The sequence below is a fragment of the Methanolobus sp. ZRKC3 genome (assembly GCF_045291275.1).
GTDB lineage: Archaea > Halobacteriota > Methanosarcinia > Methanosarcinales > Methanosarcinaceae > Methanolobus.
The window spans coordinates 1,433,860-1,454,679 of the sequence record NZ_CP146982.1; the positions used below are offsets into that span (position 1 = coordinate 1,433,860).

Consider the following 20,820-nt stretch of genomic DNA (forward strand, 5'->3'; position numbering starts at 1 on the left):
AAAGCCCCTTATTCGGAAAGAAACTGTTCACCAAGCTCTTCGTGAAGTTTGACAACGTCACCAATTATGGTTATTGCAGGAGTCTTTACACCCCTTTCTTTAGCAATTGCTTCAATATTCTCAAGAGTACCGATCGTGACCCTCTGGTCAGGGCGCGTGCCCCTCTCTATGAGTGCAACGGGAGTCTGCGGGTCCTTGCCGTTCTTCATGAGTTCGCCTACATTCCTGCCCAGCATCTTCACACCCATGAAGATGACAATGGTACCATTGAAATTTGCAAGTGTCTTCCAGTCAAGAGCACTTTCATCTTTTGTCGGGTCTTCGTGACCGGTTATGAAAGTTACCATTGATGCATGATCCCTGTGGGTCACAGGAATTCCGGCATATGCAGGCACTGCCACAGCAGACGTGATACCTGGCACCACTTCGAACTGGACACCAGCCTCAATGAGCTCCTGGGCTTCTTCGCCACCGCGTCCGAACATGTAAGGATCCCCGCCCTTCAAACGGACAACACTCTTTCCTTCCTTTGCCTTTTCAACAATAACCGCATTTATCTCATGTTGTTTTAGAGTATGTTCGCCTGAATGCTTACCGGCGTTTATTTTCTCAGTTCCGGAAGGAATAGAGTCAAGTATAGCCTTGCCCGGAAGTTGGTCATAAACTACAACATCAACGGTGTCAATCAATCTTCGAGCCTTAATCGTCAGAAGTTCCGGGTCTCCAGGCCCTGAACCAACCAGATACACTTTTCCATATTGAGTCATGTTCGCAAAATCCTTTCCTGTCTTATTTTCTGCTTGTAATGAACTTATTAACTTATATAAATTCGTCGTCCTGCCAGTTAATTTGACATTATTGCATCTGGATCGAAACATGAATTAAAAAACAGCATATCAAATTGCCAGATTACAAACTAAAAATGTAATGAACCTAATGTAGAAAAGAAATAAGGGCAGAGTCAACCTGCTGATACAGTATGAACTATGCAAGCCTACTCTGCAAACCCGATGACAAAAGGTAATTACTTCTTGCTCAATATGTAGAACAACATATCACGATTCAGTTTACCCTCACGTTCCAGTTTATTGACGATCTCCTCGTCAGACAAACCATCCGATTTGAGTTCCTTGACCTTGTCAAGCAAAGCCGGTGATACGCTATAGTACTCATTGATATCTTTTCTGTGCCCCCACACATCGCCCTCTACAAGTTTTATGTCCTGCATTTCCATGAACATCTCAATGGACTTGGAAACCGTCCGCCTGTAGGAACTTGGTATCTGGATAACTTCCACCTTGGGGCATGTCTGCACCAGGGAGAATATATCCTTGTTCGATGGCCTAAAAGCAAGATGGATTACCTTCTCACTCGGGTTGAGATTTGGTATTTCCTCCCGTGAACTTACGACTCTTATTTTCATTGAACTCCCTCACTTGTAGTTCTATGCAGTTAGAACTTACTAAATAAGTGTAAGTGTCTACCTATTAAATAATTATCGATTTCGGGCACAAAAAAAAATAAATGTTAATCCTTAAACCTCATGCGAATAGAATCAGCATGGGCCGCCAGTCCCTCTTTTTCTGCTATTGAGATGACCGCATCTTTCAAGGTACCGAGACCTTCTTTGTTTATTCTCTGTATGCTTGCGATCTTGAGGAAATGAAGGATATTGAGTCCCGAATAGACCTTTGCATAACCTGCAGTAGGCAATACGTGATTGGTACCGGACGCATAGTCGCCCACCGGTACAGGGGCATAGTTACCAACGAATATGGAACCTGCATTCTCTATCTTCTCAAGTACGGCATCTGCGTCTTCCACCATGATCTCAAGGTGCTCAGGAGCAAAATCGTTTGATAGCTCAACGCACGCATCAATGGAATCTGCAATTACTATAGCAGCATTTTTGAGAGAACTTTCAACGATCTCATACCTCAGGGTCTTTGCTGCCTGCTTATTTACCTCATCTCTGACATCCTGTGCCAATTTTGCAGAAGTGGTAACCAGAACCGACACTGCATTAGGGTCATGCTCTGCCTGGGCAATGATATCAGAAGCTGCCATGGCCGCATCTGCGGAGTCATCGGCTATGATAAGTACTTCACTGGGACCTGCAGGGAAATCAATTTCAGCATAGTCACGGACCTGCATCTTTGCAGCTGTGACAAATACATTACCGGGGCCTACTATTTTGTCAACGCTCAAAACACTTTCACTACCATATGCCATTGCAGCGACAGCCTGCACGCCACCTAGCTTATACACATGGTCGGCACCCGCAACTCTTGCTGCTGCAAGTGTGAGTGGATTTATCTTTCCATCCGAACCCGGAGGAGTACACATAACAACATTCTTCACGCCTGCGACCTTTGCCGGGATTATAGTCATAAGAGCAGTAGAAGGATATGAAGCGCGACCCCCCGGAACATAGGCACCCACACTTGAAAGGGGAGTTATCTTCTGACCCAGTTCTACACCAGGGGAAAGCTCCATGAACCAGAGTTTTTCGGGCATCTGAGCCTGGTGGAATTTCCTGATGTTCTCTGCCGCAAATTCGAGATGCTTTAACAGGGATTCATCGATGCTGTTTACAGCTTCATCTATTTCCTCACTGGAAACTTCAATGTCACTCAACTGGGCACCGTCAAACTTTTTCGTATACTCACGCAGAGCAGCATCCCCGTTTGCTTTCACATCTGCAAGTATGGCAGCGACAGTCTCACCAACATCTGATAATTCCCCACTGCGGTCGAGGAGCTTAGCCATTTCTTCGTTGGTTAATTCAGATAAATTCTTGTAAAGCATGATAATCCCTGAAACTCATTTTAATGAAATTTGATTTTTAATATTATTAGCCTGGATTCTTCTTAGCGTATCTGCACAAAATATACTTTCATTATATATAGATGCTTCAAATGAAGCCTATTTTTCAAAATCACTGAACGTACTCTGCTCATTCCCAAGCAATGAATCCATTGTTTTGGAAATCACTCCACCTTCATCAGAAGGTAGTTTCAGATCACTACCTATTTCCGTGAACAGCTTTGAAGCGGTTTTCGGACCTATTAATTTAGCAATGGTTCCCACATCAGCCTTCTTGATGTCTGCTATACTCACAAAACCTGCATCATATAACTTACGTGAACGTACACGGCCTATGCCGCGTATCATCACAAGCTCCATTAGTTCCGGACGGGCACCATAATGGATCCTTTTTTCCAGCACTGAGGCCATATCTGCACTTTCAAGCTGTGACAAACCTGCAAGTCGTGATGCAGAGTGCATGAGCCATTCTGCAATATCCGCAAACGCATGGATGTCACCCTCACCAACATTGAACTTTTTACTGATATCGTCCATGGACCTCTCATTTATCCAGTCAAGTACCAGAAGAGCAGTCTTTACTTCGCCAAGGAACCATTCATAATCCGTAGCCTTGAACTGACTCGGAACTTCCACAAATTCATCCGCATGGTCCATTACATAATCATTGATTATCTCATAATCATTGGACCTCATGTAAAGCTGCCTCATATCAGGTGTCTTACAAATAAGATGCATCAGAGTTAGTTCAGTTGGATGCTGCACCTTTTTGAGCCCTTCGACAATATTAGCACCCGAAAGCGGATCAATATAAAGCATGGATACCATCCTTCCAAGTGGAGTCGGTAACAGATTTTCATCCCCTTCCAGCATTTCATGTTCTTTCAAAAAATCCAGACATTCATCAACAACTTCCATGATGCCCCATGTATCATTCTGGTGGGCAAAAAAAGTGGATTCAATGAAATCCATCAGTCCAGCCCTGGTGGTGGCAAAGCCATTCACTATGGTGGACAGAATGTGGGTACGCAGGGCATTCTCAGTACCTAGCTTGGACCATATATCCTCTGCATCTGCTTCCACATAATTCTCAAAAAGAGATTCCATCTCATCATAGGACTTAGCGATAAGCACCGCCTCACCGTATGGGTCAAGATGTGGACGACCTGCCCTGCCCGCCATTTGTTTATATTCCAGAACAGGGATCGGCTGCATACCATAATTGGGATCGTAACGTCTATAACTCCTTATTATGACTCGTCTTGCAGGAAGGTTCAGACCGGCTGCAAGGGTCGGAGTACTGCATATAACCTTGATCGTATTTTCACGAAAGCCATCCTCCACCAGTCTTCGATGGGCGGAGTTGAGGCCTGCATGATGGAATGCAACACCATTTCTGATGCACTGTGCCAACACCTTTGAGGCTTCGGACTCTGCTGCCTCCATTACCTCGGCAACTATACCATCAAGGGCATCACGTGTTTTCTTATCCAGCAGGTCGGATACTGCCCTGCCTGCTCTTTTGGCAAACCCAACACAGTTCTTACGGCTGCTCTCAAATACAAGGCACTGACCCCCATCCCCAAGAATATCAAGGAGAATGTTGACCGCATCATCATTAGAACCTTCATTTATCAGCTGTTGCGAGCCGCGATAGTTTATATTCCCGCCATAGAAAACGCCTTCTTTAAGGTCCGTGGGCCTCCACTCACTGAGCACAAGCTTTGCCCTGAGCCAATCAGCCACCTCATATGCATTCCCAACAGTTGCTGAAAGAGCTATGATCTGACAACCAGGATTCAGTTTCATCAGCTTGGTAAGAGTTACCTCCAGAGTAGGACCCCTGTTTGCAGAATCAAGCAGGTGCACCTCATCCACCACAATGGTTGTGATATCCTCCATCCAGGATGTACTGTTACGCAAGAGAGAATCGGTCTTTTCGGATGTTGCGACAATGATATCGTTGGAACCCAGCCACTCATCCCTGGATTCAAAATCACCCGTGGAAATACCTACCTTTACCCCCCCATCCTTGATCGCTATGGATGAGAACTGCCTGAAGCGGTCAAACTTCTCACTGGCCAGTGCTCTCAAGGGTACTATGTAGAGTGCCTTGCCACCCTTTGAAATGGACTTTAGCATTGCAAGCTCGGCAAGCAGCGTCTTTCCCGATGCTGTGGGTATAGCCGCAAGAATGTTGTTGCCGTCAATGAGGCCTTTTTCGATGGCTTCTGCCTGAGGAGGATAGAGTTCTTCTATGCCGGAATCCAGATAGAACTGAATAACGTCATCCGGCAGGTCAAGTGATTTTATTTTCATTGGTATTCAGTCAAAAAAGTCAGTAATGTTAATAAAACTACCCAAGCTCAAAAATCGATTAAAAAAATGAATGACATGAAACACATGCCATTGCTTTTTTAATTCAAAGGAAAGATCAATCGTTGGTCAGATCACCGCTGAAGTACTTGTCATAGGATGCCATGTCAAAGTGACCGTGACCACTGAGATTGAACATGATGGTCTTCTCTTCGCCGGTTTCCTTGCATTTGAGTGCTTCATCGATGGCGCATTTGATCGCATGTGATGATTCAGGTGCAGGAGGGATTCCCTCGCTACGTGCAAAGGTCACTGCTGCGTCAAATATCTCCACCTGGTGGTATGAGGTAGCTTCCATCAGACCATCTGCCACAAGCTTACTGATAATTGGTGATGCACCGTGGTATCTGAGACCTCCTGCATGGATGGCAGGTGGTATGAACTCTGAGCCCAGTGTGTACATCTTGAGCAGTGGCGTCATCTGTGCCATATCACCGAAGTCATACTCGAAGTTTCCTGAGGTAAGGGTCGGACATGCGGATGGCTCAACTGCAATTATCCTTGTATCAGTCTTACCTGCTATGTTGTCCCTGATGTATGGAAGAGCAACACCTGCGAGGTTACTACCGCCACCACAACATCCGATAACTATGTCAGGATAATCCTCGGTCTTATCGAACTGCTTCATTGTCTCGAGGCCTATGATGGTCTGGTGCAGGCTGGTGTGGTTGAGAACACTGCCAAGCGCATACTTGGTATTGTCGTTGAGAGCTGCCTCTTCAACAGCTTCACTGATGGCGATACCCAGACTTCCGGAGGTTTCAGGATACATCTCAAGGATCTTCCTTCCAAACTGGGTTTCTGTGCTTGGTGAAGGTATTACAGTTGCACCCCAGAGATTAATAAGGGACTTACGGTATGGCTTCTGGTAGAAACTTGATCGTACCATGTAGACCTTACATTCAATATCAAAATAATTACAGCAAAGAGATAATGCACTACCCCACTGACCCGCACCGGTCTCTGTGGTGATTCTCTCTGTGCCTGCCTTCATATTATAGTAAGCCTGTGCGACTGCGGTATTTGGCTTGTGGCTGCCTGCAGGACTTACACTTTCGTTTTTATAGTAGATCTTTGCAGGAGTACCCAGTGCTTTTTCAAGTCTGTGTGCCCTGTGCAGAGGTGATGGTCTCCAGAGCTTGTAGATCTCAAGGACCTCCTGTGGAATGTCAATGTACCTTTCCTGACTCATTTCCTGAGCAATGAGTGATTTTGGGAAGAGTGGTTCCATCTCCTCAGGCTTCATAGGCTCCTTTGTTGCCGGGTTAAGTGGAGGTGCCACCTCAAGGTCCGCAAGAATGTTATACCACTGTGTTGGCATCTCATTCTCATCGAGTAATATCTTTGTCTGATCCATAATTGTGCCTCTGTAGATAAATAGAATTCAATAATGTATAATTCAGTACATTGGTCGCTATATTTAATGTTTTTGATTTTAATAATATTGTGGATTTTATTACAAAGCAAGGCTTCTTTTGTCCTGAAATTTGCTAAAAAAGAAGCACGATGATTTATGACAATCATCGATACGTTCTATAAAATGAAACTGCTGCAAGAGCAATACACGCACTCAACAAAGTAAAGGCCGGCGTTGATGGAGATTCTGTGCTTGATTGCTGGTCAGAAGTTGGTTCAGCGATTGGACCATCGTAGTATTCGTTGGAGATGGTTACGTAGGCGGCGGTGAATTCACCCGATGATCTTGCTTCTTTTTCACCTGGCAGCAAAAGAGAGTAATAAAAATTTATAGGCATGCTACCGCCAGCCCATTCTTCAGTTGCTTTGAGTGTCCATTCATTACTGTAAGTTTCATTCTCTGAATATATCTTCACATAATGCTTTCCTAAATCGGCAGGTCCATTTATAACTACAAAATTTTCCATGCCAACACCATTGCCAAGGTCAGAAAGTTCTACCACCATTTGGCATTCTTGATTCGAAGTTAAATCAAATTTAAGTGTAAAAGGCTCACCTATTTTTACAAAAGGTTTTGGTGTGGATGTATCAGGATACAATACATCATTACAATAAAGATTAATAGAAAGATAAGAACTAGATGCTGAACCTAATGTAGACAATAATAAAGTAAACACAAGCGTACATAAAATTAATTTTTTATTCATATAATACACCAATTTCATTTAATAATTCATCGTAACCTACAGATTCTTCGTCCCTGCCACCAATCTTGTCCCCAACACCCTTTGAGCCAGGTCCAACAACTGTAGCAGCATATCCATTGAACTTGAAAGATATGGGCATATTGTCGCCTAATATCGAAACATACCCCATTTCGTTCACTTTTGTGGGATGGTAAATCGTATCTTTTTCCCTCACATAAACCTGCGCATCATGCCCAAAATAAGGATTGAACATACACTCATTGTCATTGTCAGTGACCTCGAATGTACGATATTTTCCTACAACATCATACTCCCAGACATTCACAGTACATACCCAATTAGGAGGAATCACCGGCAAGCCACAGGGAACCAGATTCATGGATTTCTGTAATCTTTGTTCCATCTTTTCTGCAAGTTGACCTGTAAGTTTCTCGGTGGACTCGTCCAGTTTGTTTTGCAACTCGGTGTTGATGTTCAGGAAACACTGGTCGATGCTCACCTGGCATAACTTTATGGCATCGCATACACCGTCTGCAACACCGATACGCAAGTCTGCTTCCAGACGGTAGAGAACTGCATCCATCTCATCACAGTTTGCCGTGGGGTTTTCGGAAATTATCTTTTTGCTTACACGTTTGAGAATCTTTTTCTGCAATGTATTATCGGCAACCATGTCAATGAGTTCCTCATCTGTCAGGGAATTGAGATAGGAACTTGTCAGATGTTTCACTTCGGATTCGGTTATCCAGTCCCGCATTACAGGGTCGCTACTGACTTCCTTTGCAACCATGGCAGGCACATTCTGCCTGATGCTGGTACCATATTCACTCATCATCCTGCTACGATTATCTTCAATGATGCTCATGTCAGGAGAGGTTCCGTTTGCTATCAGTCCAGTGCTCTGGGAAGCAATATCATTCACAAGAGAATCTACCTCAGAGTTCATATCAGAGATGCTCTGGCTCATGGACTGGGAGATCGAGTCTTTCAGGGGATCTGCACAGTCTTCCAGTATCTTTGCAATATCATCACCAATTCCTGTTGAGAACACACACACATTACGTACACCAAGAGGATAGACCTCCCTTCCTGTTGCCTCGTCAATCCATTGGTACTGGCCCTGCATGTCAAAGTCAGGGTCATGATAGAGATAATCGGGATACTGATCGACAATGAGGGTTATGTCCTCAGTCCAGTTGTACTTGCTGTGGGGTTCGCATGTGATGGTCATTGTCTCGATGATACCCATTTCACTTGCAAGGGCAGTGGATGCCTTATCCATGGCAGGGTTGTCAAATATCATATTTGTGGATACACTGTCACCGACCAGTTTTACTAGGGAACTTCCGGTTTCTTTCAGGAAGGATTTTTCCACGTAGTCCTCAAAAGAATTGCTTACACCCTTATTTCTCTCCACCATTTCATGCAGCAAGTAGTCGTATGCCTCATTCCTTGCAATTGCACGACATGCATCGCTACTTGTATTGAATTGAGAAATATTCATATGAGGATCCTGCTGTACAAACGATTCCCTTTTGCTGTTTCCCCCCATTTCAGCAGCCAGGTCAACAGAGGCTGCCTGTATCAGCTTTGTGGGATCCTTGCCAAGATTATCCCCAAGCAGGGAAACATCCCTGTAAGGATTGTCTGCATTGATGGCATCGAACATTTCCTCCATTTCCATTGCCATGGTCTTGTGCAGCCATCCAGGAATATCACAGTATACCTTTTTCTTCGGTACATAGCTGCCATTCGAATAGAGGATATGGTTTGCTTCGATACCAGCTACATTCACATACATATCCCGGTATTTGTCCGCTGCATCCGAGGAGCACTGATCGAGTGCATAGACACCATCCACAACGATCGGAGTATTCCTGTAATCATGAGATGTTCCAGCTTCGTAGTTACTGCTGAAACCATCGTATCCACCAGAGGGGAGATACTGGTGATAGACTATTGTGATATCCTCACTCTCCGTTTCCTCATGGAAAACAGATACTACATTCTGCAAGGGATAGTTTTTCAGGGATTTGGATGAGTCACCACTATGAAAGTTCCACCCACTTACCGAACTATAGGTCTTGTATGACCAATGATAATCATAGTAGATGTTCCAGCGAGTCCTTACCTTAAATTTTATCTTGTAGGTAACCCTCCAGTCAAAACTGTGATTTTCAGAATTCAGGTAGCCATCCGTGCGCTCATGGGAAACAAGCGTATCGTTTCCCAGATAATCATAGCTTACACCCACACCCTCGCAAACAATGTCATTTGATACAGGCTCCACCCTGACATCCTTAAAGTACCATTTATGAGAGGAAGCATCCACGTTTACCTTGTGATCAAGGTCGATTACTCCATTCCAGTCATATTCCGGCACAAGTGCACCATTATGTGATATGGAAATAGGATAGTGACCCTTCCATGTGATATCCTTGCCCGTCTTTGATCTCCTGCCATCATATGAGACAGAGTCGAAACTTGAGATTCCCGGATCCAGACCATAAGGATTCACCTTATCGAAACCATCCCTGAAAACCTGGCCCTGTATGGTGGCACTATAGACCTCGTGGCTCACATCGTGCAACATATCAGGATATCGGGCATCCCAGCTATTTCCATTATTGTCATTAAATACCCAGCCATAATACACAGCATCAGTAAAATTTGAAACCGAGATGGTGATCTTAGAATTGTTCGCCACTTCTTCGAGACTTGTATTGCAATCCTTCATGGATCCATTGATACCAGCTGAAATACTGACATTGAATGAACCATCGCTTGAAAGGCTGTCATAAGTGCTACTGAGGTTCTTTTCTTTGGCTTCCTCGTAATCGGAGCTATCCCTTTTGATATCGTTGTAGAGCACCTTTCCATTATAGTAGGTTGTATATGTCAGAGCCCACGGGTCTACCGAGTCAAATATCCTTTTCTGGGCGTAGATAGTGCCTGCATTCACAGATGAAGTAAGGGAGGGAGAAGTCACGATATTGAGTGGACCGTTGAGATAATGCTGCCAGGGGCCGTATGTAAAAGTGCGTATATTGGTGGCACCCAGCACAATATCCGATGTCATTCCATCATTCAGGGACCTTTCATACTCATTGGTCAGCTCCTCAAGCAACGGCTCACGTGATGTTATGACAGTCGAGATGTCCATGCTATCGTTGTACATTTCTCCCGTAGAGATATCCACAAGACTATAGTTGAGATTATCTATGGACATCGTATAATAGATAGTATAATCAGGCCCTTCATTTTCCGAACGCTCAAGTTCACGTTCAAGTGTACCATTTATTTTATCTATTCTTATTCTGGAAGAGGAGATATTCTGTTCCACATTTATGGCGTAATTGTTGAACGTGTGCATATCATCCTGGTAAGAAGCCTCAATAAATGTGTTGAAATGATGTGCAGTTATATCCTTTACAGGATTCGTAGCTACATGGAACCAGTTGGTTGCCTTAGTTTCATTCCCATAACTGAGAATCAGGTATGCACGATCATCAGCTGCATTTTCAGGGACAAGTATACTTTCCTGGAACTCGGACAGGCTCCAGAAAGAGTGAAGTTCATCATAGACGATGGTCTGGTAAATGGTCCCTGATGAACCCTGAACCACCAATGTCCGGGGTTTCTCTGTAAACAAGGATACTATGGCCTGAAAAACATTAGAGGGAAGGGTGACAGATACATCAAGCACTTCACCGGGTTCAACATCCCTTGTATCTATGCTCACAGAGAATCCATCCTTCCCCCACTCATCATAAGCAGCATCTTCTAATCTGATGATGGGATGTTCACCCTGCCACTTAAGCGCCTGCATACCTGCATAGTTCAAACATCTGGCAAGGTCAGCCGAAGCAAGATCAGCGGCTGTTTTTTCCATACCATCCTGCCTGTTATCGTAAATTGCCTCTGCGACCTCATAATCCATTTTTGTCAGGTAGAAAGAGACCATTATCGAAGCAAGAACTATGAATATACCTATTATGGCAAAGGGGATATAGGCCTCGTTATTCTGCAAAAAATTCCTGTTTCTGCCTTCCCTTCGAGATATCATGATACACCTGATAAAGTTATTAACAGTCCGCCTAGTCAAGAAAGAGATATATTTAAACTTTGTCATTTTGTTCTGGCATAAATAAAAAAATAATACGCCAGTACATAAATAGATACAAATGTGTGAGACTATCGATCCAAAAGAAAGTGGAATCTTGTTTGAGTGAAACTAAAAAGCTAATCGAAACTGTAAAATAGCCCACCAGCTAGTATTCAAGCAAAACCAAAGTAAGCAAAAAGAACATTTGCATTTAAATATATTTTATCAGGTTGATCCATAATGAAAGTTAACAGACCACGTGGGACACGGGATTTCCTCCCAGAGGACACAAGGCGCAGAAGGAATGTAGAGAACATCTTACGCGGAGTCGTTAAGAACTGGGGGTTTGAAGAGGTAATCACACCCACCTTTGAGAGTCTTGACCTTTTTACACTTAAATCAGGAGAAGGCATCGTAGGCGAACTCTACAATTTCACAGACAAAGGTGACAGGGATATGACCCTGAGACCTGAACTTACCGCCCCTGTTATGAGAATGTATGTCAATGAGATGCAGGCAAGACAGCGCCCTCTCAAGCTCTTCTATTTCGAGAACTGTTTCAGATACGAAAGGCCACAGAAGGGGCGTTTCAGAGAATTCTGGCAATTCGGTGTCGAATTGATAGGGAGCAATAAGGCGGATGCAGATGCAGAGATTATTGCCCTTGCCTCCGAAATGCTAAAAGCTGTCAACATCAAAGGCGACCTCCACGTAAACCATCTTGGAATTATCAGAAACCTTCTAAGTGTACTTGAAAGCGGGCAGCAGAGCAAAATAATGAGACTTGTCGACAAGAAAGATCATACAGGCCTGGAAGAATTCCTTGAGGAGATCAATGCTCCTGCTGAACTTCGGATCAAGCTCCAGGGACTCATCGAGCTTACAGGAGACAGCGCAATAACAGAAGCTCAGGAGCTCATAGGAGATATTCCTGAACTCAGCGAATTCCAGGAACTTTTGACACTACTTGATGCATACGAAGTTGATTACACCATTGATTTTGGTATTGCCAGAGGTCTTGATTATTACACTGGCACAGTCTTTGAGATATATGCAGATGGCCTTGGAGCTCAAAACCAGGTATGTGGTGGAGGATCATACCAACTCATCAAATTATTTGGTGGCGGAGACGTACCATCAACCGGATTCGGACTGGGCTTTGACAGGATAATGGAAGTCTGTGATATCGAACCGGAGGACTCCAGTCCGGTAGTGATCATCGCCAAGGAATCCACACGTATTGAAGCGGTAAAGGCTGCCGTCCAGCTTCGTCCGCATATTCCTGTTTACATCGACCTGATGAAAAGGAATTTCAAGGCGCAGATGTCCTATGCCAATAACATTGGAGCCAGTTACACCATAATAATTGGTGAGAAGGAGCTTGAAGAAGGCAAGGTCACTCTTAAGGATATGGACAGTGGCAATCAGGAACTCCTGACCATTGAAGAGACCATACAAAAACTAGCACTATAAGGTAGTAAGATGATTCAGCAGAGGAGTTTGCTCATTGACGATAGGGCGGCAGACGCCCTTCCAATGAGATTCACCGCTGCATCCATGATCATTCTTATTCTCGTAGCCCTATCATCCACAGCAGTTTCATCGTTGCTGGAAGAAAAACGTATCCACGATTGTGAGACTGCTTTCATTGAAATTGATTCCAACGCAAGGATGATGTCAGCAAACGGTGCTGGAAGCAGGCTATCACTTGATATTGATATACCAAAAAAGACTACAATCGTTTTGGGCGCCATTCCCGGAAGGGAAACTCTCTGGCCTGAAGACTCAAGGAATTACTATATCAGTATCGGAAACAGAGAAGTTGTTGGGCAGTCACTTGCATCATATTCAGACATTACCACCAGTGGACCTGTCATCCTGAACCCGGGAACTCATACATTAACACTCGAAAGTGTTAAAAGAAGTACTGACAATAGAATTTTTGTGAAGGTCTATGAAATTTGACAGGTACTTACATAAAAGATACATTGGCAGGAATTTTTCTATTTTTCTTGAAGATAAAGGCGCCTGGATAGACCTTATACTTTCAAAAACAGCACTCATATTTGCAACTGTGGTTATACTGGCAGCTCTCTACCACTTTGCTGCTGACCTGGAGCAGTTGAATCAAAAAGAACAGCTTGAAGTGATATCTCAGGACATGAGCTATGCAATAGATTCAGTAGGTAGCAGCCCTTACAGAAGTCCCTCTGCAAAAAAAGATTATTCCTTTGACAAATATCGAGGAGACAGGGGATTTTTTGACACGATGAATGTATCAGTTTCCGGCGAATACATAGCAGTGTCACATCGGGAAAATAACAGGGAAATATTCTCGGCAGAGCCACTCACATACAGAACACTTGCCCTCACCCCGGAGGAACTCTCCAGCGAAATGATCCAGAGATTTTCCGCAGGGGGAGAATTGAATGACCCGATAAATTTACCTTTTACCTATGAAGACATTTTCGATTTTCTGGCATACCTTGGAACAAAAGAAACAGAGTTAAATACGAGTACCGAAGTACACATTGCAAAAACATTGATATTCTATATAAATGATACTGAGGTCAGAGATCTTGAATATATCCTCGTTTACCAATGATGACAGAGCATTCATTGAACCCCACAATGACATCATCTCAACTGCATTGGTGGTCATTGGTTTTGTTATTTTTACTGCCATAGTTTCAAGCACATACATTGCCTTTGATGAAAACTCCTATGCACTTGAAAATTACAGACATGCTGCACTGATAGCAAATGATATTGTAGGCTACAAAGAGATACAAGGGAGTCGTATAGATGTTATTTCTGCTGATGAACTGGATGAGATAGCTACTCCGATAAGGGATGATAAGAAACACATTATGTTCTTTCAGAGATATTCAGGAAACATCGATTTCTCTGTTGATGTTTCCACAAATGACGCACAATATCATTGGACCATTGACCGGTATGAAGGTAATTCCAGTCAAAAGGATATCATCGCTGCCTCTGCGCCTGTTGTGATAGAACTTGGAAATAATGCGCGTTGTGTTCCCGGAACTTTAACTGTTAAAGTCCGGAAGAACAAATGGATATGATTTGCAGCATCATGGGAAATAAGGGAGAGAACATGTACAGAAAATATACAGATAATGAAGATGCATTCTCAACGACCCTGGATGCCATCTTTTTCCTTGTGCTTATTTCCATATCAGCAGTGATCCTTTTACCAAATCTGGCAGCTGAGGACCAGTATACGAGTTCTGGCTACATTTGTGCCCAGGAAATGGACAACCACCTCCTTAGTTCTATATTAAGCAGTAAAACAGATGAGTTCGAGTATACATTCAAACCCGCAGAACTAGCAGGCTACAATCTATCCATACCTGAGAATTCAATGGTGGGGAATGCAGAGAAAACATTATACAAAAGAGAACAAAAACATCGCAGTTTTGCAGATATTGTCGCTGAAAGCCTTGTACTTGGATTGGAAATAAAAAGCAATGCAAACCATATAGCCCTTAATCCAATGACTGAAGAACACAGAGTTAAAACAAAAGTGTCCATTCAGGAATATATTGACAGTGAAATAGGCGGACGTTACAAATACAGGTTGGAAGCGCACTGGCATCCTGTTAAAGGTTATATTGGAAGCGATATCGTCATCGGAGATACAGCACCGCAAGATGCCATCCGTCAAAGTGCTAAAATATCGTTGCCCTTAGATCCCATATTTTCCCGAAAAGATGTGTTCGCATCTATGAATGACAGTATTTTCCAGGAAGCGCTTCTATCAGATAACCCCGAACAAGAATTACATAAGAGTTTTAACAATATTATTGGCATAACATCTGCCTATGCTGCAGAAACTGTTACCAGCATTGCATTTCCAGCAGACTACCTGCGAACACTGGACAACACGGAAATTGGATCCAATAGTGAGCAGGTATCGTTGATAGCAAGCCCTGATGAAAATATCCAGAAGCCGGAACTCATGATAGCGTTGAAAGTGATCAACTACACCTTAAATGATGTTTACAGGCTGAATTTCACTGTTCCAGAAGCAAATGAAAGTATAACCACGGGCCTTATTGACAACATTGAAGCAGGCATCATTGATAGCAACAGGAAAAACATTGCCTCACACATTGAGCATGAAATGTCAGCTGAGATCAACCAGAGCGTATCCATGATACTTAATGAAACAGAAAACAGCAGGAGTAGGGAAATACGTGACCAACAACTGGATTCTCTATGCAGAAATTTTGATACAGGTGGAGCTGAAATAATACTCTTCTTATGGCAATGAAAAAAGTACAATGGATAACATCGAATTAGAATTGAAAAATTATTACCTAATTTGGGCTCGGTAGAAAACCTATCAAAATCAACATCAATAGGTGGACATCAAAATAAGCATCAATATCTGTCAATACATTTTAAATTATTATTTACTTCGATTCTCGTCCAAATTTTGAGGATTTCTACATAGTCCAATTTAGTGATAATATTTATACTCTCAAATATCATATGATATTTATGGTGTTTTATTATGGATTATATCATCAAAAATGGTTATAACCTTTTATAAAATGTAGTAGACTTTGAATTTGATTTTTTATATAAGGGAGTATGAAAGATCATAAGGTAGAATTGTATGCAACGGAAGGGTTGTTTTTAGGACTTGCAAAACAAAATCTTAAATTTCACCAATGTGTAGGGGAATTAGTAGACAATTCGATTGCATCCAAGCCAGAGGGGGATAAATTTAGGATTGATATTATATTATTAGACAATAAAGATGACTCCGTAGATGTCTATTTTATAGATGATTGTAGAGGAATGACATTAGATATATTGAGGAAAAGTTTACAACCAGGCGATCCTGCAACCACTGAAAATCGGTTGAATGAACATGGTTTCGGTATGAAAAATTCCCTTGTAACACTATCTGGAGGAAACGGACCGTGGAGAATATGGACAAAGCCAATAGATGGAGACACAATTTTTAGTGTTGAAGGTCCATTCGGAAAGGATATGGTTATTAAGGAAGGTGATTCCTTCCCAAAAAATAAGTTTTTGCCTGCCGATATTTCTACTTTAATCAAAGTAAAAGTAAAAAAATCGTTCCTCCAATTCATGTTCCTATTGGAGACAGGAAAAACGTATACTTAGATGTAGAGTTAAGTGGTAAAACCTATAGGCTTCAATATAAATATGGATTTCTTGATGACATAAAAAGAGAGGAACTAGTTTTAGGCCAAAAGGCAAAGTATTATTATCAAGGAAATATTCCAACTCAGGGAATTGACATAAGGTTAGATAAAAGGGTAATTGCAACCAACCAGTTTGGAAGTATATGGAAAACAAAAAGAGGGGATGGGGAGAGGCCACTAGCGAGACATAATCAGTACAATGACTTTGTTGGCGAGTTAATTATTCCAAAAGTACCTCGAGGTGTTTTGACTACTATCCACAATAAAACCGACTTTAATGCAAATGATGCCGATTGGGATACTATATTTGAAAAACTCAATGAATATCCCCCAGTGAGTAACCCTAGAGAAGAAACAGAATTTGCATTGAGGGAAGAATGGATTAAACAGATAAAGGCAACAGACCCTGAAGATGAAGTCAGTGTCAACTACAGCGTGTGGCCACCTGGCACAAAAATTGATGTATATAGAGAAAAAACAGATGGTACGATTATAATATATGAAGTAAAAGCAGGTAGAGGAAAGCCTCTTGATCTTTATCAATTAAAAATGTATTGGGACGGTTTGTGCATTCAGGGTAAACAACCTTCGGAGGGTATCCTTCTTGTAAAAGATTTCGTAAGTAATCTAAAACAAATGGTTGACATGATGAATAAAGAGTTGAACCCACCTAAAAAAACAAATAAGTATAACCTTATGATAAAAACACACGATGAAGTTTCATTGAAAACACATGAAAAAGGTTCATTCGAGTGATAGGAATTTAGTAATTGTCCTATTTTTAATTTTTCGGCTCTTTAGAATTCATATCAAAATCAACATCTATAGGCTGTAATTGGGATTATATTCCAATACCACGTAACACATCATGTAATATTTTAAATTACATTGTTGTCCGAACATTGAGGAACTCTACAGAGTCCTAATTTGATAAGCTCATATTATCAACTGGAATGTGAGCAAAGATATTAATTACATCAGCAGCCACATATAAACTACGGGATATAATACTTAGTGATATCAGCATTTTTCGGAGGTATCTGAACATTTGGCTGAATTACAGGTCTGCAGGAATTACTTCTTATGTCCGGGATAACTGACATAAATGGTTTTTATGGGAAAATATTGGATAGCATATGGACTGGAGTTTGGGCTGTCGACAAAAACGAGAATATAATCTTTTTCAATAAAGGGATGGAATATATTTTCGGAGCTTCAAAAGATAGTATCATAGGCAACAATCTTCTTCAATATGTTAAAGACCAGAGCATGCGCGATCAGAATCACTTTTGGGAATTATTCTGTCGTGTGAAAAAAACACTCAAACCAGCCCCGTATGATTCACTTTCGATGATAACAAAGGAAGGCAATCTGACATATCAAAGTGGTGTTCTTATACCCTTGCTTGATGAAAGAGAAAACTATGATGGCATGGTGGGTACTGTTGAGGACATCACCGAAAGAAAGGTCAGTGAAAAGCAATTATTGGATTCACTTAAAACGGAAAAAGAGCTGGAAACTATCTACAAGAGCAGTCCAGTGGTTGCATTTTTGTGGCTTGCTGAAAAAGGCTGGCCTGTGGAATATGTATCAGATAATATCAGACAATTTGGTTACAGTCCTGAGGATTTTACTTCTTGCCTGATAAATTATTTAGACATTATATACCCAGGTGACCTGGAAAAGTTCCAATCTCAGCTCCACAGAGATGAAATTGAAGGTAGCACTTATTTCTCCCACGATTATCGAATACTTACAAAATACGGAGACATACGCTGGGTTAGTGAGAGATCACTTATCGCGCGTGATGAAAATGACATACCTGCTTATTATCAGGGCATAATCATCGACATCACTGAACAAAAAATATCACAGGAAGCTTTGCTGGAAGCTGAAAAGAAATATCGCCTGATATTTGAGAACTCCCCGCTTGGAATATTTGATTTTGACAATGAGGGAATTGTCAGACATTGTAACAACAGCTTGATCAAAATACTTGGCTTGCCAAAAGTGGAGATAATCGGGTTTAACCTGATGACATCATTGAGAGATGAAAAAATGAAGGCTGCTTTTGATTCTGTCCTCTCAAAGAAGTCGGGATTTTATGAAGGAGAGTATAAATCGACAAGTGGCGATAAGGTCACACCCATAAGAGCCTATTACAGCCCAAATATATCAGAAGAAGGTTCGGTACTTGGCGGTATTGGTATAATTGAGGACATCACCGAACGCAAAATGGCGTATGATGCCCTGAAGGCTTCGGAGGAGAAGTATTCCTCCCTTGTGGAAAAAGGAAATGATGGAATTGTTATTATCCAGGATTATGTATTTAAATTTGTTAACTCAAAGTTTGAAGACATTACAGGATATTCCAAAGAGGAAATTATTGGAAAACCGTTTTCTGAATTAATATCTCCTGAGTATAGGGACATGGTCCTTGAGAGATACGAAGAGAGATTGAAAAAGAATCCAAGCATTCCTCAAAAGTACGAGATATGCATCCTCTCCAGTGAAGGAAAAAAGGTTGCCACCGAATTAAATGCATCCTATATTATCCATGAGGAAAGGCCTGCTGATATGGCAATAATAAGAGACATCACCGAACGTAAAAAGGCTGAGAAGGACCTAAGGCAGTACGCCTACGAATTATCCAGGGCAAACGATGAGCTAAAATCACTTGACAGGATGAAGGATGAGTTCCTGTCCAACGTGAGTCATGAATTAAATACTCCCATTGCTTCAATAAAAGGATATACCGATCTGATCTATGATGAAACACTTGGAAATATAAATCATAAACAAAAAGATGCCCTTGAGGTTGTTTCACGCAACACCCAACGACTTATAAATGTGGTAAATTCGCTATTATATATTAGTATGGTGCAGTCCGCAACTATTGAATACAAATTTGAAGATGTCCGAATTTCAGACATCATTGATAATGTTGTGGATGACATGATATTTCAGATTGAAAAGAAATGTCTTAGTATTCAGAAAAATGTGCCTGCTAATCTCCCCCCCGTAAAAGGTGACAGGGAAAAACTGGCAAACATGTTAACAAACCTTCTGGACAATGCGGTTAAGTTTACCAATCCCGGTGGACAGATAACATTTGAAGTGGAAGATGAAGATAATTTCATCCACATCAGAATCAATGATACCGGTATTGGCATCCCAAAAGAGCTTATACCAAAACTATTCCAGCGTTTTTATCAGATAGATGCATCAACTAAGCGTAAATATGGTGGAACTGGTTTGGGGCTGTATATATCTAAAAGTATTGTCGACGCACATGATGGGGAGATATGGATCGAGAGTGAGATGGATGTTGGCACTACCGTTCATGTAAGATTATCAAAATGTGGAAAGCGGGAGGTTCCCACTGTTCCCATTAACTAAAAAATTGAAGATGCTACATGAGTATTGAAGAAAATATCCAATCACAACATATATATTAGATAATGAGCTCATTAGGAGCACTTCGCCATTATAATATTGCATTGTTCGGGAGTATCTCCTGTTCGCCAACATGGCCCGGAAATGTAGTATAAACAGAATCACATAGCATATCGTATTACAATTATCAGGAGGAAATGCATGGCAAAAATGCACACCCGGAATAAAGGAAAATCCGGATCAACAAGACCTATCCGTACAGAGGCACCAGTATGGTCAACCATGACCGAAGAAGAGATCACAAAAGTTGCTCTTGACCTGTGGAAACAAGGAGTCAGCACAAGTGAAATTGGCATGGTACTCAGAGACAAATATGGCGTACCTGATGTAAAACTTATTACAGGCAAGAAGGTTACACAGATCATTAAGGACAGTGGAGAAGAAATTGCTCTGCCTGAAGACCTGTACAACCTTCTCGTAAAGGCAATAGGAATCAGGAAGCACATGAACTACAACCACAAGGATGTTCATAACAAGCGCTCCCTTCAAAACACAGAAGCAAAGATCAGAAGGCTGGTCAAATACTACCAGTCCACTAAAACACTCCCAGCAGACTGGAAATACAAGCCAGAAACAGCTGAGATGCTGATCACAAGATAAATTCCATTAATGTAAAACTTGTTTGGCCTTCGGGCCACACACTTCTTTTTTTAACAAATATCTGAGACCTGAGCTGTAAGCATATTTCTATGAAGATAACATAAGCCAATATCTTAAAAGGTAAGATATA

The 20,820-nt window shown here is 41.9% G+C and carries 16 protein-coding genes; 9 read left to right on the plus strand and 7 right to left on the minus strand.

Going from position 1 to position 20,820, the window contains the following annotated elements:
- Nucleotides 1-8 precede the first annotated feature (8 nt).
- The 7 genes from cobA to V7O66_RS07245 all read right to left on the minus strand — a co-directional run bounded on the left by cobA (nt 9) and on the right by V7O66_RS07245 (nt 11,391).
- Nucleotides 9-767, minus strand: coding sequence for a uroporphyrinogen-III C-methyltransferase (gene cobA, locus V7O66_RS07215; RefSeq protein ID WP_406659630.1), 759 nt, complete (start codon nt 765-767; stop codon nt 9-11).
- A gap of 257 nt (nt 768-1,024) precedes the next feature.
- A complete protein-coding gene (locus V7O66_RS07220; RefSeq protein WP_406659631.1) occupies nt 1,025-1,423 on the minus strand; it encodes a DUF1699 family protein in 399 nt (132 codons plus the stop codon).
- Nucleotides 1,424-1,527: 104 nt separating this feature from the next.
- Nucleotides 1,528-2,808, minus strand: a complete 1,281-nt coding sequence (gene hisD, locus V7O66_RS07225) for a histidinol dehydrogenase (RefSeq protein ID WP_406659632.1) — start codon at nt 2,806-2,808, stop codon at nt 1,528-1,530.
- A 117-nt stretch (nt 2,809-2,925) separates the two neighbouring features.
- Complete coding sequence (locus V7O66_RS07230; RefSeq protein ID WP_406659633.1) at nt 2,926-5,145, minus strand: ATP-dependent DNA helicase; 2,220 nt, start codon at nt 5,143-5,145, stop codon at nt 2,926-2,928.
- A 115-nt stretch (nt 5,146-5,260) separates the two neighbouring features.
- The gene (locus V7O66_RS07235) at nt 5,261-6,559 is read right to left on the minus strand and encodes a TrpB-like pyridoxal phosphate-dependent enzyme (protein WP_406659634.1); all 1,299 of its coding nucleotides are present in this window, start codon (nt 6,557-6,559) and stop codon (nt 5,261-5,263) included.
- A gap of 163 nt (nt 6,560-6,722) precedes the next feature.
- Complete coding sequence (locus V7O66_RS07240; protein WP_406659635.1) at nt 6,723-7,325, minus strand: sarcinarray family MAST domain-containing protein; 603 nt, start codon at nt 7,323-7,325, stop codon at nt 6,723-6,725.
- Nucleotides 7,318-11,391 carry a hypothetical protein gene (locus V7O66_RS07245; protein WP_406659636.1) on the minus strand — a complete coding sequence of 1,358 codons (4,074 nt, stop codon included), beginning with the start codon at nt 11,389-11,391 and terminating at the stop codon, nt 7,318-7,320. Before V7O66_RS07245 ends, V7O66_RS07240 begins: the two co-directional genes overlap by 8 nt.
- Before the next feature lie 279 nt (nt 11,392-11,670).
- Here V7O66_RS07245 and hisS point away from each other — a divergent pair, with 279 nt between their 5' ends.
- The 9 genes from hisS to V7O66_RS07290 all read left to right on the plus strand — a co-directional run bounded on the left by hisS (nt 11,671) and on the right by V7O66_RS07290 (nt 20,690).
- On the plus strand, nt 11,671-12,903 hold the full coding sequence (gene hisS, locus V7O66_RS07250) for a histidine--tRNA ligase (protein ID WP_406659637.1): 1,233 nt from the start codon (nt 11,671-11,673) through the stop codon (nt 12,901-12,903).
- 9 nt (nt 12,904-12,912) lie between these two features.
- A complete protein-coding gene (locus V7O66_RS07255; RefSeq protein ID WP_406659638.1) occupies nt 12,913-13,395 on the plus strand; it encodes a hypothetical protein in 483 nt (160 codons plus the stop codon).
- Nucleotides 13,385-14,035 (plus strand): hypothetical protein, encoded by a 651-nt coding sequence (locus tag V7O66_RS07260; protein WP_406659639.1) that lies wholly within the window; start codon nt 13,385-13,387, stop codon nt 14,033-14,035. Before V7O66_RS07255 ends, V7O66_RS07260 begins: the two co-directional genes overlap by 11 nt.
- Nucleotides 13,989-14,516, plus strand: coding sequence for a hypothetical protein (locus V7O66_RS07265; RefSeq protein ID WP_406659640.1), 528 nt, complete (start codon nt 13,989-13,991; stop codon nt 14,514-14,516). Before V7O66_RS07260 ends, V7O66_RS07265 begins: the two co-directional genes overlap by 47 nt.
- A gap of 32 nt (nt 14,517-14,548) precedes the next feature.
- Nucleotides 14,549-15,727: a hypothetical protein gene (locus V7O66_RS07270; RefSeq protein ID WP_406659641.1), complete on the plus strand. Its 1,179-nt coding sequence runs from the start codon at nt 14,549-14,551 to the stop codon at nt 15,725-15,727.
- Nucleotides 15,728-16,050: 323 nt separating this feature from the next.
- On the plus strand, nt 16,051-16,593 hold the full coding sequence (locus V7O66_RS07275) for an ATP-binding protein (protein ID WP_406659642.1): 543 nt from the start codon (nt 16,051-16,053) through the stop codon (nt 16,591-16,593).
- Nucleotides 16,594-16,880: 287 nt separating this feature from the next.
- Nucleotides 16,881-17,390, plus strand: coding sequence for a hypothetical protein (locus tag V7O66_RS07280; protein WP_406659643.1), 510 nt, complete (start codon nt 16,881-16,883; stop codon nt 17,388-17,390).
- Nucleotides 17,391-17,717: 327 nt separating this feature from the next.
- Complete coding sequence (locus V7O66_RS07285) at nt 17,718-20,033, plus strand: PAS domain S-box protein (protein ID WP_406659644.1); 2,316 nt, start codon at nt 17,718-17,720, stop codon at nt 20,031-20,033.
- A 198-nt stretch (nt 20,034-20,231) separates the two neighbouring features.
- Nucleotides 20,232-20,690: a 30S ribosomal protein S15 gene (locus V7O66_RS07290; RefSeq protein ID WP_406659645.1), complete on the plus strand. Its 459-nt coding sequence runs from the start codon at nt 20,232-20,234 to the stop codon at nt 20,688-20,690.
- Nucleotides 20,691-20,820: the final 130 nt, after the last annotated feature.